We start from the raw sequence: 17,406 nt of genomic DNA on the forward strand, positions 1-17,406 counted from the left end.
TTGACAATTCCTTATGCCTTTATTGCTCTCAGCACTTCCCTTTTACTTTTAGGTCCTTTATGCTTTTCAACTTGGAAACCGGAAGCCAGCATTGCCTTCCTGACAATACTTTTTGAACAATATGTAGTTAAAAAACCTCCGTTTTCCATCAAATTTACCAATTGCTGAAATATGTCCTCTGTCCACAGTTCCGGTTGATCTGTGGGTGCAAAAGCATCATAATAGACCAAATCAAATTTTTCAGAACTTTTGAAATCCTGAAGCCTTGTATTTACTTTCGTTAAAATAAAGTTGGGTGAAATTACAGCAGGGGTTCCCCATTCCGTCTGATGGATTTCAGACAGAATCCGGGTATTCATCACTTCATCATAATTTAAGGCACTGATATTTTCAGTTGAAACAGGGAAGGGTTCCAATCCTGTATATTGAATATTTAAATCATTTTTATCTGCCTCAAGGGCTGTCAGAAGGGCATTAAAGCCTGTCCCGAACCCAACTTCAAGGATCGAAATCTGTCTTTTTTCCTTCATTTTTGCCCAAAGTCCCAGCTCAATAAATATTCTGGCAGACTCCTGCAAAGCACCTTTCAAAGAATGATAGGTACATTGAAGCTGTTCATGATAAATGGTATGCGTACCATCTTCAGTCATGACGATCTTTCCCATACTAAGAACTTAAATTATATTCGCTGAAAAGAATAACGGGAATCTGCAAAAAAAGGCGGTTCCGAAGAAACGCCTTTTTCAATTCTATCTGTTTTCAACCTTTCGGTTTAAAATCAATCATTACAGCATTCCTACAAATGTATCGAATAAGTAACGGGAATCATGAGGACCAGGAGATGCTTCCGGATGGTGCTGTACAGAGAAAGCATTTTTATCTTTTCTTCTGATACCCTCAATCGTGTTATCATTCAGGTTAATATGCGTAACTTCTACATCTGCGTTTTTCTCAATTTCATCAGCTTTTACAGCAAAACCATGGTTCTGAGAAGTAATTTCTGATAAACCTGTGATAAGGTTTTTCACCGGATGATTCAATCCACGGTGGCCATGATGCATCTTATATGTTGAAATACCACAAGCCTGTGCCAGGATCTGATGACCAAGACAAATACCGAAAATCGGCTTATCCGCTTCAAGAATCTGCTCAACAGTCTCAACGGCATAAGGCATTACAGCCGGATCACCAGGTCCGTTAGAGATAAAATATCCGGCAGGATTCCATTTCTCCATTTCTTCGAAAGAAGTTTTCGCAGGGAATACCTGTAAATAACAATCTCTGTCCGAAATATTAGACAAAATACTTTTCTTCACACCCAAGTCTAATACCGCTACCTTTTTTGAGGCTTCCGGATTACCTAGGAAATAAGATTCCTGAGTACAAACTTTTGACGAAAGTTCAAGTCCTTCCATTTGCGGGACTTTCGCCAATTCTTTTTTCAACTCTTCAACGTCCAGAATTTCAGACGAAATAATACAATTCATTGCACCAACCGAGCGGATATGGCGAACGATCTGACGGGTATCTACTCCTGAAATCCCAACAATTCCGGCTTTTTCAAAATAGTCCTGCAAAGAACCGTCAGAGGTTTTGCGGGAATGGATTGGAGAAAACTCATTACACACCATTCCGGAAATTTTCACCGAACCCGATTCTTCTTCTAATTCATTCACGATACCGTAATTTCCGATATGTGAAGTGGTATTCACAATTACCTGCCCGAAGTATGAAGGATCAGTATAAATTTCCTGATAACCTGTCATGCCCGTATTAAAGCAGATTTCACCGCCATGCGTTCCGATCTTCCCGAGGGCATTACCTCTAAAAACTGTGCCGTCTTCCAACAGCAAAATAGCAGGTTGACTTTGCGTTACTTTCATTTATTGTTTTTTGGTTAAAAAATCATGCAAATTTACGCTTTTAAGTTTTCAGACAAAAGAAGAAGCCTAAAAGAAAATAATCTGAATTTTAACGGATTAAATCCTCCGCTTAATTTACCTTGTTTTACTTCTTTGCCGAATACTTAAAAAAAAGCCGTTTGAGAAAAACTCAAACGGCTTAACAAAATTATTCTTTCATGAACGGGTAGTCCTCGACATAAACATCTTTATAAGCTTCATCAGCTGTAGGGAACGGAGAATTCTCAGCAAAATCAACCGATTCCTGAACTCTCACCTTGATTTGTGCGTCAATCGCATCCAGATCCTCCTGCGTTGCAATTCCATTTTCAAGGATAGTTGCTTTAACCTGCTCGATAGGATCACGCATTTTATAAGCTTCAACTTCTTCTTTTGTACGGTATTTCTGAGGATCTGACATAGAGTGACCTCTGTAACGATACGTACGGAATTCAAGGAAAGTTGGTCCTTCACCTGCTCTGGCACGTTCTGCTGCGCGGGATACCGCTTCGTGAACGTCCTCTACATTCATAGCATCAACTGGTTCAGAAGGAATATCATATGCCTCTCCTAATGTATAAAGTTCTGTTACATTAGAAGTACGTGCTACTGAAGTACCCATTGCATAACCGTTGTTTTCAACTACGAAAATTACTGGTAATTTCCAGGTCATTGCCATGTTGAAAGCCTCATGAAGTGCTCCCTGACGGCTTGCTCCATCACCAAAGTAACAAATAGCAAGGTTTCCGGTTTTATTATATTTCTCAGCAAAAGCCAGACCGGCTCCCATTGGAATCTGAGCTCCTACGATTCCATGACCACCAACAAATCCTACAGACTTATCGAAAATGTGCATTGAACCACCTTTACCTTTAGAGGCTCCGGTCTGTTTTCCGTACAATTCTGCCATAATAGCATTTGGGGATGTTCCTAATGCCAAAGGGATACCGTGGTCACGGTAAGCGGTAATATATTTGTCGCCTTCACGAAGAGCCGATTTAGAACCTGATGAGCAGGCCTCTTGTCCGATGTAAAGGTGACAGAAACCTTTGATTTTCTGCATACCATAGAGTTGACCGCATTTTTCTTCAAATTTGCGTTGCAACTGCATCGACTCGTACCAGTACATGTAGGTTTCTTTCGAGTATTTTACTTTGTTTTCAGCCTTCTTTGCCATTTTTGTTAAATTGTGAAAGAGTTAGTGAAAGACGTAGTCTTCATTAATTTTATACCGTCTTTTCAGAAAGTTGACAAATCTCTTTTCATTAATCTTTGATGAATCAGGATTAACTTTGCGAAATTAGTACAAAACCAAGAACCAACAAAGCAAATTGGGCGAAAAGCCTTTTATTAGATTCCTTTTTAGTCATAAGGAAACTCAGATTTTACCATTTTAAGTTAATAACCATGTATTTAGAAAGAATCAGTTTAACCAATTTTAAAAGTTACGGATATGATTCTTTTCAGTTTTCGGAAAGAGTAAATTGTATAGTAGGAGAAAACGGAGCAGGAAAAACCAATTTACTTGATGCCATTTATTTTTTATCTCTTACAAAAAGTGCCTCTTCCAACCAGGATGCCCTCAGCATTAATCATAATGAAGAATTTATGATTATTGACGGCTTATTTGTAAAAGAAGATACCCTTTCTTTAGATAATTCACCAAATACAAACATTGAAACCTCAGATCTGACGCAGCAGCTTGTCTCTACACAGATTACCTGTTCATTGCAGAGAGGGCAGAAAAAGGCTGTGCTGCACGACAGGAAATCATACGAGAGGATTTCTGACCATATCGGTAAATTTCCGGTAGTATTACTTTCCCCCAACGATACGGATATTGTAAGAGACGGGAGCGAGGAGAGAAGAAAGTTTTTTGATGGCGTGATTGCACAGCTCGACACGGAATATCTTGAAAATTTACTGCAATACAATCGCTTATTACTGCAAAGAAATTCTTTACTGAAGCAGTTTTCAGAAAGAAATTATATTGACGAAGATTTACTGGATATTTATTCTGAGCCCCTTGTTGAATATGCCTTAAAACTTTATGAAGCCAGAAGCAGCTTTTTGAAGGAATATTTACCGATTTTCCAGAAACATTATGCAAATCTCTCAGAAAGCCGGGAAAAAGTGGAAATGATCTATGAGTCAGAAGTTGGCAGTTCTGATTTCTCATTTGATTTCAGGAAAAACCGTCACCGGGACATTGCCGCTCAGCGAACAACGAAAGGTTCTCATAAAGATGATTATACTTTTGAAATCGATGGTTTCACGTTACGGAAGTTTGGGTCTCAGGGTCAGCAAAAATCTTTTGTGGTAGCACTTAAGTTAGCTCAGTTTGAGTTACTTTCTCTCAAAAAGGCCAAAAAGCCAATACTACTGCTGGATGACATTTTTGACAAACTCGACGATCGCAGAATACAAAAACTCATTGAAATGATGACTAATGGTACATTCGGGCAGGTTTTTATCACAGATGCACGCCCGGAAAGAACCCGTCAGCTATTGGAGCATCTGAGTTTTGAAGTGACATATTTTGAGATTTCCCGTTAAAAAAACCTAAAAGATCTCTTCCTGAAAAATCATTTCTATTAAACCTTCTTTACAAACCTTAACTTTGTATTCTACTTATCTCAGAAATGAGATTGACAGACAAAATTACCAATGACTGAAAAACGCTGGATTTATAAACCCTATCCCTCTCAAAATATAGTTGATGAGCTTGTTAAGAGTATCAACCTTTCTCCTGAACTGGCAACTTTGCTTGCTCAAAGAGGGGTTACTTCTTTTGATAATGCCAAAGCTTTTTTCCGGCCAGACTTATCACAACTGCATCATCCTTTTCTGATGAAGGATATGGATATAGCTGTGGAACGTCTCTCTGCTGCCATTGAAAATCGTGAAAAAATTCTGATCTATGGAGATTATGATGTTGATGGCACCACCTCTGTTGCTACCTTTTATGGTTTTCTGAAAAAGTATATTTACGAAAATACCGAAGACAGCCCCTTAGAATTTTATATCCCGGACCGGTATCAGGAAGGTTATGGCGTTTCCCAGAAAGGGGTTGAATATGCTGCTGACAATGGCTTTAAGTTAATCGTCAGTCTCGACTGTGGAATCAAATCTAAAGATAAAATTACCTGGGCAAAGGAAAACGGTGTGGATTTTATTGTCTGTGATCACCATCGTCCTGATGATAATGACCTGCCTCCTGCTGTAGCGATTCTCGATCCCAAACGTTCTGATTGTGAATATCCTTTTAAAGAATTAACGGGATGTGGTGTGGGATTTAAGTTGCTTCAGGCTTATTGTCTGACAAAAGGTATTTCTCAGGAATTTTTATTGCCATATCTTGACCTGGTGGTAACCAGTATTTCCTGTGATATAGTTCCGATAGTAGGAGAGAACCGCGTTATGGCATTTTTTGGATTAAAACAGCTAAATTCCAATCCCCGAACTGGGCTAAAAGCTTTGATGCGTTCTGCCAGTCTGGAAGGACAGATGGATATTACCAAAGTGGTTTTTGGTCTTGGCCCGAGAATCAATGCTGCCGGGAGAATTAAACATGCCTATGATGCAGTCAATCTTCTTCTGACTGAAAATGAGGAAGAAGCGCTGGAATTTGCCGCTATAATCGGAAAGCATAATACCGACAGAAAAGGACTTGATTCAAGCATTACCCAGGAAGCCCTGGAAATGATTGAAGAAAATGCCGGACTGTTAAATGCCAAAAGTACCGTTCTTTTCAATAAGGAATGGCATAAAGGCGTTATTGGAATTGTTGCCAGCCGCTGCATAGAAAAATACCACAGACCAACCATTATCCTGACAGAGTCACACGGACAAGCAGCCGGCTCTGCCCGTTCTGTTCCAGGATTTGATGTTTATGAAGCTATTGAAGAATGTGCAGAACATTTAATACAATTTGGGGGACATACTTTCGCCGCAGGCTTATCTTTGGAACTTAGTCAAATAGAATTTTTCAGACAGAAATTTGAGGAAGTCGTTTCCAGAAAAATTCTCCCGGAACAATTATCTCCGATGATTGAAGTTGATATGAAAATTAATCTGGGAGAAATTACAGAGAAGTTTCATCGGATTATGTCTCAAATGTCACCCTTCGGACCACAGAACATGACTCCGGTCTTTGTCTCTGAAAATGTTCAATTGTATGGAAATCCTGTGAAAATGAAGGAAAAGCATCTGAAAATTAATGTTCTTCAGCAAGGCTCTCCGGCATTTACCTGCGTAGGATTTGGAATGGTTGAAGACTTTTATGAAGAATTATTACATGGGAATCCGTTCTCAATCTGTTATACCATTGAAGTAAATGAATGGCAAGGCAAAAAAAGTCTGCAATTGATGCTGAAAGATATAAAAGTTTAGTTTTTTCAAGAAAATAGGCCGTTAAGGATTATGATACTTAAAACAGAAAATTTAGTCAAAAAATATGGACAACGTCTGGTAAATAACAATGTTAGTTATCAGGTTGCCCAAGGTGAGATCGTAGGCCTTCTGGGACCAAACGGAGCTGGGAAAACAACATCTTTCTATATGGCAACGGGTCTGGTTAAACCTAATTCCGGAAAAGTATATCTCGACGATATGGATGTAACCGATCTTCCCATGTATAAGCGGGCACGGTTGGGGATTGGCTATCTGGCACAGGAAGCTTCTGTTTTCAGAACGTTATCTGTAGAAGAAAATATCCTGGCTGTACTTGAAATGACTTCCCTTTCAAAAAAAGAGCAGAAAGAGAAGACGGAAAAACTTTTGGAAGAGTTTTCTTTAACACATGTCCGCAAAAATTTAGGACAAGTTCTTTCAGGAGGAGAACGACGCAGGACAGAAATTGCCCGGGCGCTTGCCGTTGATCCGAAATTTATACTTTTGGACGAACCCTTTGCCGGAGTCGACCCGATCGCCGTAGAGGAAATTCAGGGAATTGTAGCGAAGTTAAAATACCGCAACATCGGTATTCTGATTACCGACCATAATGTGGACGAAACACTTTCCATTACCGACCGGGCTTATCTATTGTTTGAAGGAAAAATCCTTAAAGCCGGCACCCCGCAGGAACTCGCTGACGATGAACAGGTAAGAAGACTTTATCTTGGTAAACATTTTGAGCTGAAACGTAAAATTTAGCAATAAAAGCTTGTCCGGAAATGCATATTTACCGGCAGGCTTTCGTTATTATTCTGCATATACCTTAAGGTTAAAGAAATATTCTCTTTGACTTCATTATACCTCTTTTTCAACGCTAAATTTTTTTAATAATGAAATCTCTACTCCTCTCTATTGCCCTTATTTCACTGGTTGCTACTTCTCTCTTTTCTCAGGATCTTTCAGGACGCAGAATTATCAGCGGTAGTATAAATGCTCAATTTACAAGCAATTCTTCAACTGACGCAGGCTCGGTGCAAACCAGGGAACAAAATTCCAATACGGTGAACTTCACCTTACTTACCGGAAAAATCAAAGAAAATAATACCTATCTGGGATGGGGAGCAAACATTGCTTATTCCAAAACTACAGCAAGTGGCATCCCTTCTATTGGCATATATTCTGTAGGACCCGCTGTTGAGTTCGGGAAATTCTCAAAGATTTTTGAAAATTTCTTCTTTGCACCAACCATTGGCGGAAGGGTAAACTATACCTGGTCGACAATGGATCCCAATCCTTCAAATATTGATACCAAAGGTTTTTCTATCGGAGCTTCAACGCAGCTCATCCGATTCATGTATCAGTTTCATGAAAAATTTCTGTTAAGTGCCGGATTTGGTTCTGCAAGCATTAATTATTCCCATACCAAAACATCTTCAGACAGCGGTTCATCAAGCTCTTACAGCAATTTTAATATAAGCGGTTTTGTATCTAATTCTGCCAATTTCACTGTCTTTTATACTTTTTAGAAGGTTTCTTACTTTAACACTTCCTGGAGTACAGTTAAAGATTTAATCTCTCCTAATGTGTCAATATGAAGTTTGTAGAAAAGAATTATACTGTTGAGAATGGTGTTTCTCGACAATCTGTCAAGTTTGGGGGCATTATGATACTCTGAGGAAATCAGAGCATTCAGATGTTTTTCTGCATTTGAGTCTAATGGCGGGAGTTTATGCAGAGAAAGCTCATTTGAAACCTCTGAAGCTGTTTCAGGAGAAAAACCCAGAAAAGATGCCAGTTTGATAAGAAATTGCAGGTGAAAGTTTTCAAAATCATCTTCAGCAGCGTCAAGCCAAAGGATAGAATTGAGAAGAAACCGGAATAGAGAAATATTTCCGGTTTCTTCTTTCATACATTTTCCTAATATCTCTGTAATGAACAGGGCAATAGAAGATTTGTAAATGTTAAAGGGCAGCGTTTGAAAAGGAATAAGGCATTTCAACTCAGAAATCCTGTGTAAATCCTTGCCTTCTTTATGATAAACCACAAGATCTAGTAAAGTAAGTGGCTGAAAAAGAGCGATCTTATTTTTAGACTTCGCACTTCTCACCCCATTTTCAATAAAGGTCTGAATCCCGAATTCCTCTGTGAAAATCTTTACTATTATCGAGGTTTCCCGATAACGGATATAATTAATTACAATTCCTTTTGTCTTTCTTAACATCCTTTCTACGGGTTTTCAGGAATTTGTCAACATTTTCGGACATTCCTTCTTCCTTTCTGCTATTATTCCTCCTCTTTACGCCAGATCAGTTTTTCAACCGGAATCTTTTGTTCTATTTCATTCCTGAGCCTTTCAATAATATCTTCTACAGAATCTTCCGGTTTAAAGCGGATAGGTTCTTTGAACGTCACACTTAAAGTCGTATTCCTCTTTTTAAAAAGCAGCCCTTTTTTGTCAAAAGCTCTTCTGAAACCATTAATTACGACGGGAACAACAACCGGATTATGAGCCTTTATCAGATGGGCAGTTCCTTTACGCAAAGGCGCATAAGGAGTTGTTGTTCCTTGTGGAAAACTTACTACCCAACCATAGGAAAGCCCTTTTCCGACTTTGTCATTTGCAGCAGTATCAACTTCTCTTTTAACATTCTGCCCTTTTGCTCTCCAGGAACGGTTAATGAGAATTGCTCCTGCCTGAGCCAGTACTTTGGGAATCAGTCCTCCTTCCTTCATCGTTTCTGAGGCTGCAACATAAAAAACCCTTGACCGGGGAGCCAGCAAATAGATCGGAAAATTGATAGAATTCCGAAAACCCCATTTCACACTGAAGAAGATATGATACAGACAAATCACATCCATAAAATAAGTCTGATGATTTGAGAGAAATAAAACGCCGTTTCGGGGGAGCGTCTCAAGGTGTTCTGTTCCTCTGATTCTTGTCCGGTTATAAATTCTCAGACGCGCATAGGTAACCCATCCCAATATCATCATTATGACTCTTTTCACAAACATCGGATTACCAAAAGGGTCTCTCTCAAAGAACCCGAATACATCCAGCATGGAAAAGAATTTTCGTAGTTGTAAATTCATCTTTATTTCTCTCTTATCTGCTCAAAAGCCGTTTTTTGTTTGTATAGCAGATATTCTATTTAAAATCGAAGATAGAAAAAATTCATTAATTTGTTTTAAAACTGACTTTGATTGCTTGTTTCAATAGTTTTCAGGCTTTTTCAAATGAAAAAGCATTTATTTAAAAACTTGTTTGTTCCATTTTGGTTTAATGAGGAGTATCGGAATACTTAATGCTTAATTTTTGATCCATGAATGTACTTATCACTGGCGGCACAGGCCTGATCGGCAAGCGACTTACTGAAAAATTACTGGAAATGGGTTTTACCGTTTCACATTTAAGCCGAAGTCCGTCTGATTCTAAAATGGTTAAAACTTACCGGTGGAACATTGATAAGCAGGAAATTGATGATAAAGCCATTGCTGAGGCCGATTTTCTCATTCATCTGGCAGGTGCAGGTGTTGCGGATCAGCGTTGGTCTCCTGCCAGAAAAACAGAAATTATTAACAGCCGGACGAAATCTCTTGAATTAATTGCCGGAAGATTATCTAAGATTCCGCATAAAATCAGGGCTTTCAGCTCTGCTTCAGGTATTGCCTATTATGGAATTGATACCAAAAATGAAAAAATTTCAGAACAGCATTCTGCCGGTTCAGATTTTCTGGCAAAGGTTTCTGTCGATTGGGAAAAAGCGGCTGATCTGATCCAGCATGCGGGAATTCGTACCACTAAATTGCGCACGGGAATTGTTTTGACTAAAGAAGGAGGGGCATTGGGTAAAATGACTATGCCTGTCCGCCTGGGTATTGGTGCACCATTAGGAAGTGGTCAGCAGTTTCAGTCATGGATCCACATCGATGATTTATGTGAAATGTATATTAAATCTTTATTAGATGAAAAAATGTGCGGTGCTTATAATGCTGTCGCACCTAATCCGGTAAAGAATGCTGAGCTTACAAAAATTGCTGCGGAAGTTCTAAAAAAGCCACTTTGGCTGCCTAATATTCCGGCATGGGTTTTAAAACTCATTTTTGGTGAAATGTCAGAGATTATTTTAGGCAGCAGCTATATTCTTAACCAGCGAATTGAACAGGAAACTGATTTCATTTATCAATATTCTGACATTAAATCTGCCTTACAGGCCTTAACAGGTAAATAAATTTTACCCTGAGATCATATCAGCTTCAACGAATTTTCCACTGGAAAATCCTTGAATTTCATCCCTCATTTTGCCAATATTTCTCTGAATAATTCCTTTAAAGGCTTTGTTTTCTAAGAAATGCCTCAAAAAACAACTAAATTGCTAATAAATTACCATTTAGACTTTGCCAATATTTATGAAAAACATTTTAGTGTATTGCGGCTCATCAGCTGGTTTTGATGAAGTATATAAAAATGCAGCCATCGAATTAGGAAAACTAATGGCAGAGCAAGGAATGAGGCTGATTTATGGAGCCGGAAGCGTTGGACTTATGGGAATTATTGCTGATTCAATTCTTGAAAACGGGGGAGAAGCTATCGGAGTTATTCCTTCTTTCATGGAAAAATGGGAAGTTCAGCACAAAGGCCTAACAGAATGCCATGTGGTTGAAACCATGCATGTAAGAAAACAAATGATGGCAGAAATGGCCGATGGCGTAATTGCTATGGCTGGAGGATTCGGTACGCTGGATGAGCTTTTTGAAATTTTAACCTGGCGTCAGCTTAGTTTACATGCTATGCCAATCGGACTCTTAAATACCAGCGGTTTTTATAATCCGCTTTTAGAAATGACTGAAAGAATGGTTTCTGAGGGCTTTTTGAAAAACGTAAATAAAGAAATGATGATGGTATCCTCCACTCCGGGAGAGCTTCTTGAAAAACTGAAAGGGTATACCTCAGACAATCAGACTGTTGGAAAATGGATAGAAAAAGCGTAATACAATCTTTCGGCCTGAAATTCGTTCTGAAAAAGTCTTGTTAATATTGTTCAATTATGAAATCTGTTATTCCTTTTTATTGCCTGACTCTTTTACTTTCACCACTTTTTTTACAAGCACAAAACGTTCCTGAAAGTCTTGGTTCTGCTATAAACTCTGAATATTCCGAACTCAACCCGGTAATGTCTCCGGATGGGAAAATACTTTATTTTGGAAGAAAGAACCATCCCCAGAATAAATATGGCATTACGGGGACAGAACAAATAGCAGGTTCTCAGGATATTTGGTTTTCTGAAAACATATCGGGTGCCTGGACGACTGCCCGCCGGATGCCGGAAACTTTAAACCGGGATCAATACAATACCATTCTGAGCATTTCTCCTGATGGACAAACGATGTTGCTGAAAGGTGCTTATCTGAATGGCCAGTATGAAACCAGAGGATTTTCCATTGCCAGAAGAAATGCCGGAGGCTGGGGTATTCCACAGAAATGTAATATTCCAAAATACGAAAGAATGAGTCGGGGGAAAAATGATTTTGGATACCTTTCAAATGACGGGAAAGTGCTGCTAATGGCTTTTTCAGAGAAAAAGAACTCTGAGGAAGATGATTTATATGCTTCATTTCTTGAAAAGGACGGAACCTGGTCTGAACCAATGAACCTTGGAGATGTAAATACGGAATTTACTGAAACTACTCCTTTTCTTGCCGCAGACGGGAAAACCCTTTATTTTTCAAGTAATCGTAAAGGGGGTAAAGGAAGTAATGATATTTATGTCTGTAAAAGAAAAGATGAATCCTGGATTCATTGGACTGACCCTGAAAATATCGGCGAGCCAATCAATACTGAAGAGTATGATGCCTATTATACCATTGCCGCTTCGGGAGAATATGCCTATTTTATTTCAAGCAAAAATTCGGTTGGAAAAAAAGACATTTTCCGTCTTAAATTAGACAAACCGATACCGTCTGACGCAAAACCCAGTACAAGTGCTCCAATGACAGCAGGTGGGCCAAAACCTGGTAAAAAACCGGAAAGCTCAACTCCAACCAAAACAGATCCTGTTGTTTTGGTAAGTGGAAAACTCCTTGATCCTAAAACTGGAAAAGTACCGGCTAATACTCAGATTATTTATGAAGACCTGACAAACGGACAGGAACTGGGCGTAGCCACACCTGACCCCGTTACAGGCATATATAAAGTAGTTTTGCCTTATGGCAGAAACTATGGAATTACCGCTAAGGCTGATGGATTTGTAGGAAGTTCTGTGAACATCGATCTTAGTAAATTAAACGGGAAATACCTCGAAGTTGAAGGAAAAGATTTAGTGGTTACTCCGATCGAAGCAGGAGCCAAAATTACTATGAATAATATCTTCTTCGAATTCGGAAAGGCCCTGCTGCGTTCTGAATCTTATCCGGAATTAAACAGAATCGCTGATTTCCTCAAAACGAATACCAAAATCATAATCGAAATCGGAGGACATACAGATAACGTAGGTACGGATGAAGTAAATAATAAACTTTCGCAGGAAAGGGCGGAAGTGGTAAGAAATTATTTACTAACCAAAAATATAAAACCAGAAAGAATCTCAGCGAAAGGATACGGCAAAACACAGCCAAAAGTTTCCAATGATACTCCGGAAGGTCAGCAGATTAACCGTAGGGTAGAATTCTCTATTCTGAAAAATTAGTTTTCAAAAAACCCGCAGACCAAAAGTCCGCGGGTTTAAATACACTACCTTTATTTACTTATATCTTTTTAGTGAAAAAAACTCAGGGGGAATACTTGATTTAGTGCCTTTTTTACTGAAATTTTGGTAAAAAAGCTCTGTTCAAATCTGTTATATTCTCCTAACTTTCCACAGGAAACACATCTTTGAATTTTCCTCCTGATTTGAAGTATTCAATTTCTTCCGGTGAACAAAGACATTCCTCCAATTCCTTTACCAAAAGTTCTTTGTCCAGATCCTGGCCAATAATGACCAGTTCATTTGTTCTGTCTCCAAAATCCTTATGCCATCTTGATAAAATAAAATCCTTGCTCTCTTTCCAGGCAGGATAATATTCTCTCTCCCATTCAGGTACACCTGCCCACCAGGTTCCTGCTGATTCTGCTCTGAGAGAACCTCCGGCCTGTCCCCAATTTAAGGCTGAATCAGGCCGGGAAGCCAGCCAAAACAGGCCTTTGCTCCTGATGATACCCGCATGCCAGTGATGATTCAGATAATTCCAGAAACGGGAAGGGTGAAAAGGACGGGCATCCCGAAAAACGAAAGAACTTATACCATATTCTTCAGTCTCCGGAGTATGTTCTCCACGAATAAGTTCCTTCTGCCATCCTGCAGACAAAGAGGCTTTTTCAAAATCGAATAGTCCGGTATTTAATATCGCTTGCGGATCAACCTTTCCGAATTCGGATTCTATTAATTTCGCTTCAGGATTCAGTTTATGAATTATTGCTTTTAATTCCCCTAAACTATGTCCGGAAAGCAAATCCGTCTTATTCAGTATGATGACATTCGCAAATTCAATCTGATCTGTCAAAAGGTTTACAATCGTTCTGTTGTCTGCCTCGTCATCATTCATTCCTCTGGTCTGCACAGTATCAACAGAACCAAAATCTTTAGGGAAATTATAGCAATCGACCACCGTTACGAGAGTATCAAGGGTAGAGAATCCAGACAAATCTATCCCGCTTTCTTCATCGACGTAATTGAAAGTCTGCGCAATCGGTAACGGTTCTGATATACCGGTTGACTCAATAATCAGATAATCAAATTTCTCTTCTTTTGCCAGTCTTTCAACTTCAATCATCAAATCCTCTCTTAGTGTACAGCAAATACATCCGTTTGACATTTCTACCAGTCTTTCATCCGTTCTGGAAAGCGTTCCTTCCTGTTTTACCAATTGAGCGTCAATATTCACTTCACTCATATCATTCACAATTACCGCTACTTTCATATTTTGTTTATTGTGCAAAATATGATTCAGTAAGGTTGTCTTCCCGGCACCAAGAAAGCCGCTTAATACCGTTACAGGGAGTTTTTTAGAATGTTTCATATGCGATATATTTTCTGTCTGAAACTATTGTTTTTGAATGTTGGGAGGTAAGACGTCTAATTTTTAAGACAATTTTTATCTATTGCGAAGCATGTCCATCTGCAATGTCAAACTTTTTCTGTTGATGAGTTTTATGCAAATGAATTCTGCAAATGCGGATGTTCAGCACGTGCGTAACAACTAGGCCAAAGGAAGACAGATATCCCAGGTATTTAAAAATCTCTGAAAAATCCTCCAGTAAAAGAGACCCAGAAAAAAGTATTAGTAAACTCCAGAACGCCCATTTAAATCTTGTATCTGCATGATGTCTGGTAGCATGATACACGGCAAATACATTCAGGAGGATAAAAACATAATCCAGACTCAAAAAACCGACCTTAAGATGCTCATTTCTAAAGATTCCGGTCATTAAAATAATAGGTGTAGCTATACAATGAATCAAACACAAAGTAGATCCTGTTATTCCCAGATAATCATAAAAAGAGTTGTGCGGTGATTTCTTCATTTTTAATTTCATTTAATGCAACAATGTTGCAAATATAGAATTAAAACATTTGTTTTTGCAACATTATTGCGAATTATATTTGCAAAGCATTATATTTGCAACACAATTGCATAAGCGTTTATATTTCCATCTCTGAAATGTTTTAATCAATCGAAAAATCATGAAACTCTTACAAAAATCTATTTGGACAGCAGCTTTGCTGGGATTAATGATGACAAGCTGTAGTAAAAAAGATGATCCTCAGCCTGTTGATGACAATGAACTGATAACTGCCGTAAAATTAAGTTTTACAGAAGGGGGCGTAACTAAATCTTTCAATGCAAGATCTTCTAAAAAGAATGATGTATTTGATATTTTTGATACCATCTCACTTCAACCGAATAAAACTTACAGTTATTCTATTGAAATTCTGGACGAAAGTAAAACGCCTGTAGATGATATTACAGCGGGAATCAAGGAGGAAAAAGATATGCACCTTTTTGTATTTAAACCTAATCCGGCTAGTTTAATTGCATTTACTGATCTGGATAAAGACTCAAGAAATTTACCTGTCGGACTTACTGCCACAGTAAAAACAGGAGCCGCAGGAACCGGGAAACTTCAGGTTATTCTTCGTCACCAACCTCCGGTAAACGGAAAACCTGTAAAAGATGGCACAGAAACCCCTGGAAGTACTGATATGGATATTACACTCAACGTTGAAGTAAAATAACCAGAACTTTTCAAAATGGCATCGTGTAAAATCGTTGCCATTTTTCTTTGCAATATTGTTGCGAAATAGTAAATTTGCAACACCATTTCATTTTCCGAGAATTAACATGTAAAATTCTCATTTCAAAAACACAGGGTAATATTCTTGCTGAACGTTAAGATTTGGTATTTAATATAAAAGCTTCTGCACAAAAATAGAGATTTTCAATAGTTTTCATGAGACACAGGCATCAACATATTCATACACATAAAATTGAGAAAGTAGGTTTCTACCTATCTTTAATCTGTGCTATACATTGCATTGCCACCCCATTATTTATTACTCTTCTTCCATATATTGGCGGGCAGTTATTTTTGAATCATGAATGGGAAATCTGGTTTATTTCAGGAAGTCTGATTCTGGCGGGAGTAATCTTATACATTGATTATTTAAAACATCACAATACCTTACCACTTTTGTTACTTTTAGGCAGCCTTTTGGTTAAACTTATTGAAATAATCTGGTTAGGCCACTCCTTTGAATTTGTGACAGGCACATTGGGTGCGCTGCTGATTGCGATAGCTTATTATATGAACTGGAAATACAAATCCGCCTGCGATTGTTAGAAACCTTTTCTTGTCTGATATAAAAATCCCCTCTGCATCGCTGAGGGGATTTCTTTTTCCTAACCCTAATGGTTTTCTCCGAATCACTATTTAAGAATACAGGGTAAATAATTCACCCCACAGATCTTTCCTTTCTTACGGTGCTTTGTAAACTAATTTCTTGTTGCCCGCTGTTTTTTCAAAGTCCGGACAAGTATTGAATCCGGCAATTCCACCAAACTGACAAAGTGTTTTACCATCACAATCATATACAATGGTCATATTGTCTGCGCAACCGATACAAGTGTCAAATAGATAAACTGTTTTTCCCTTATATTCATAGCTGTAAACCTCTATTTTATTCCCTCCTGATTTAGCTTCTTCAATTTTTTCAGCAATAGCGGTACAGGTAATTGTAGTGACAGACAAGTTGGAAGAATCGGATTGTTTTACTTCTTCTTTTTTACATCCTGCCATCAGTATCAATGCAGCAAAAAGTACTTTTTTCATTTATTTTTCATTTTGAGGTTATAATATTCAATCGCATTATTAATATTTTCAGGCTTAGAGGTAAATTTAACCTTAAATTCATTTCGTTGATTTTCAAAAACTTACACCAATACGAATACTCATTCTATCATATCTGTTGTTATTGACAGAGGTTTGTCCATAAATATTATCGGTGCCCTGTGTAATGGTCAGTTCATTATGTTTATAACCTGCACTAACTGTAATAAAAGCATCTCCTCCGGTTGGAATCATTAGTCCGGCAGCGGGAGAAATATTAATACTTCCCTTTATTGTTTGCCAGGGTATTTCATCATTAAGCCAGGTAAAACCATATCCTGCATCCAATCCTAAAAACGCCTTTACTCTGTTGCTTTTTTCCAACCCGAAAGTCTTTCTTAACCCAGCAGAGATTGGCAGTATCTGATATTTGCCAAGCCAGTCGATACCAACAGTTATTCCTGCAGCCAAATTAGGAATCAATCTCAAGCCATTAAACGTCTGCACAGAGAAACTGGTTTTAGACAAAACCGGAGAACTATAACCGGAGGAATTAGTTATCTGATATGCATTGCCCAACAACACTCCTAATTCTGTAAAATTTACAAACCGACTCTTACGTGTCACTATTTTATCCTGTCCGGAAACAGCATGAAATCCTGTCAAAAACAATAAAACAATCAATACCTTTTTCATAGCCATAACATTACCATGTATCATAATGACAATTTTGTTCTTACTGTATCAATC

18 protein-coding genes are annotated in these 17,406 nt (G+C 38.3%); 9 read left to right on the forward strand and 9 right to left on the reverse strand.

What is annotated here, in order from left to right; translation table 11 throughout:
* Nucleotides 1-11 precede the first annotated feature (11 nt).
* The 3 genes from mnmC2 to pdhA all read right to left on the reverse strand — a co-directional run bounded on the left by mnmC2 (nt 12) and on the right by pdhA (nt 3,078).
* Nucleotides 12-665: a tRNA (5-methylaminomethyl-2-thiouridine)(34)-methyltransferase MnmC2 gene (gene mnmC2, locus BM179_RS18380; protein ID WP_092018628.1), complete on the reverse strand. Its 654-nt coding sequence runs from the start codon at nt 663-665 to the stop codon at nt 12-14.
* 120 nt (nt 666-785) lie between these two features.
* Nucleotides 786-1,883, reverse strand: a complete 1,098-nt coding sequence (gene carA / locus BM179_RS18385; RefSeq protein ID WP_092018629.1) for a glutamine-hydrolyzing carbamoyl-phosphate synthase small subunit — start codon at nt 1,881-1,883, stop codon at nt 786-788.
* A 187-nt stretch (nt 1,884-2,070) separates the two neighbouring features.
* The gene (gene pdhA, locus BM179_RS18390) at nt 2,071-3,078 is read right to left on the reverse strand and encodes a pyruvate dehydrogenase (acetyl-transferring) E1 component subunit alpha (RefSeq protein WP_092018630.1); all 1,008 of its coding nucleotides are present in this window, start codon (nt 3,076-3,078) and stop codon (nt 2,071-2,073) included.
* A 230-nt stretch (nt 3,079-3,308) separates the two neighbouring features.
* On the opposite strand from pdhA, the gene recF reads away from it, so the two are divergent.
* The 4 genes from recF to BM179_RS18410 all read left to right on the forward strand — a co-directional run bounded on the left by recF (nt 3,309) and on the right by BM179_RS18410 (nt 7,822).
* Nucleotides 3,309-4,457, forward strand: coding sequence for a DNA replication/repair protein RecF (gene recF / locus BM179_RS18395; protein WP_092018631.1), 1,149 nt, complete (start codon nt 3,309-3,311; stop codon nt 4,455-4,457).
* A gap of 111 nt (nt 4,458-4,568) precedes the next feature.
* On the forward strand, nt 4,569-6,293 hold the full coding sequence (recJ, locus tag BM179_RS18400) for a single-stranded-DNA-specific exonuclease RecJ (RefSeq protein ID WP_092018632.1): 1,725 nt from the start codon (nt 4,569-4,571) through the stop codon (nt 6,291-6,293).
* A gap of 30 nt (nt 6,294-6,323) precedes the next feature.
* On the forward strand, nt 6,324-7,055 hold the full coding sequence (gene lptB, locus BM179_RS18405) for an LPS export ABC transporter ATP-binding protein (protein ID WP_092018633.1): 732 nt from the start codon (nt 6,324-6,326) through the stop codon (nt 7,053-7,055).
* Nucleotides 7,056-7,186: 131 nt separating this feature from the next.
* Nucleotides 7,187-7,822, forward strand: coding sequence for a hypothetical protein (locus BM179_RS18410; protein WP_092018634.1), 636 nt, complete (start codon nt 7,187-7,189; stop codon nt 7,820-7,822).
* An 8-nt stretch (nt 7,823-7,830) separates the two neighbouring features.
* Here the strand turns inward: BM179_RS18410 and recO are convergent, their stop codons facing one another.
* Entirely contained in the window at nt 7,831-8,517 is a 687-nt protein-coding gene (gene recO / locus BM179_RS18415; RefSeq protein WP_092018635.1) for a DNA repair protein RecO, read from the reverse strand.
* A 62-nt stretch (nt 8,518-8,579) separates the two neighbouring features.
* On the reverse strand, nt 8,580-9,386 hold the full coding sequence (locus BM179_RS18420; protein ID WP_092018636.1) for a lysophospholipid acyltransferase family protein: 807 nt from the start codon (nt 9,384-9,386) through the stop codon (nt 8,580-8,582).
* Nucleotides 9,387-9,616: 230 nt separating this feature from the next.
* On the opposite strand from BM179_RS18420, the gene BM179_RS18425 reads away from it, so the two are divergent.
* The 3 genes from BM179_RS18425 to BM179_RS18435 all read left to right on the forward strand — a co-directional run bounded on the left by BM179_RS18425 (nt 9,617) and on the right by BM179_RS18435 (nt 12,979).
* Entirely contained in the window at nt 9,617-10,525 is a 909-nt protein-coding gene (locus BM179_RS18425) for a TIGR01777 family oxidoreductase (protein ID WP_092018637.1), read from the forward strand.
* 178 nt (nt 10,526-10,703) lie between these two features.
* Complete coding sequence (locus BM179_RS18430) at nt 10,704-11,285, forward strand: LOG family protein (protein ID WP_092018638.1); 582 nt, start codon at nt 10,704-10,706, stop codon at nt 11,283-11,285.
* 56 nt (nt 11,286-11,341) lie between these two features.
* Nucleotides 11,342-12,979, forward strand: coding sequence for an OmpA family protein (locus BM179_RS18435; protein WP_092018639.1), 1,638 nt, complete (start codon nt 11,342-11,344; stop codon nt 12,977-12,979).
* 160 nt (nt 12,980-13,139) lie between these two features.
* On the opposite strand, the gene BM179_RS18440 is transcribed toward BM179_RS18435, so the two are convergent.
* Both BM179_RS18440 and BM179_RS18445 read right to left on the reverse strand, forming a co-directional pair.
* A complete protein-coding gene (locus tag BM179_RS18440) occupies nt 13,140-14,348 on the reverse strand; it encodes a GTP-binding protein (protein ID WP_092018640.1) in 1,209 nt (402 codons plus the stop codon).
* A gap of 79 nt (nt 14,349-14,427) precedes the next feature.
* On the reverse strand, nt 14,428-14,853 hold the full coding sequence (locus BM179_RS18445; RefSeq protein ID WP_092018713.1) for a MerC domain-containing protein: 426 nt from the start codon (nt 14,851-14,853) through the stop codon (nt 14,428-14,430).
* A gap of 160 nt (nt 14,854-15,013) precedes the next feature.
* Between BM179_RS18445 and BM179_RS18450 the strand changes: the two genes are divergently transcribed.
* Both BM179_RS18450 and BM179_RS18455 read left to right on the forward strand, forming a co-directional pair.
* Nucleotides 15,014-15,565, forward strand: coding sequence for a hypothetical protein (locus BM179_RS18450; protein WP_092018641.1), 552 nt, complete (start codon nt 15,014-15,016; stop codon nt 15,563-15,565).
* A gap of 215 nt (nt 15,566-15,780) precedes the next feature.
* Nucleotides 15,781-16,170, forward strand: coding sequence for a MerC domain-containing protein (locus BM179_RS18455; protein ID WP_092018642.1), 390 nt, complete (start codon nt 15,781-15,783; stop codon nt 16,168-16,170).
* A 135-nt stretch (nt 16,171-16,305) separates the two neighbouring features.
* Here the strand turns inward: BM179_RS18455 and BM179_RS18460 are convergent, their stop codons facing one another.
* Both BM179_RS18460 and BM179_RS18465 read right to left on the reverse strand, forming a co-directional pair.
* On the reverse strand, nt 16,306-16,659 hold the full coding sequence (locus BM179_RS18460; RefSeq protein ID WP_092018643.1) for a DUF6970 domain-containing protein: 354 nt from the start codon (nt 16,657-16,659) through the stop codon (nt 16,306-16,308).
* A 93-nt stretch (nt 16,660-16,752) separates the two neighbouring features.
* Entirely contained in the window at nt 16,753-17,376 is a 624-nt protein-coding gene (locus tag BM179_RS18465; protein ID WP_143095265.1) for a hypothetical protein, read from the reverse strand.
* Between the last annotated feature and the right edge of the window lie 30 nt (nt 17,377-17,406).

The organism is Pseudarcicella hirudinis, from assembly GCF_900115665.1.
Classification (GTDB): Bacteria; Bacteroidota; Bacteroidia; order Cytophagales; family Spirosomataceae; genus Pseudarcicella; species Pseudarcicella hirudinis.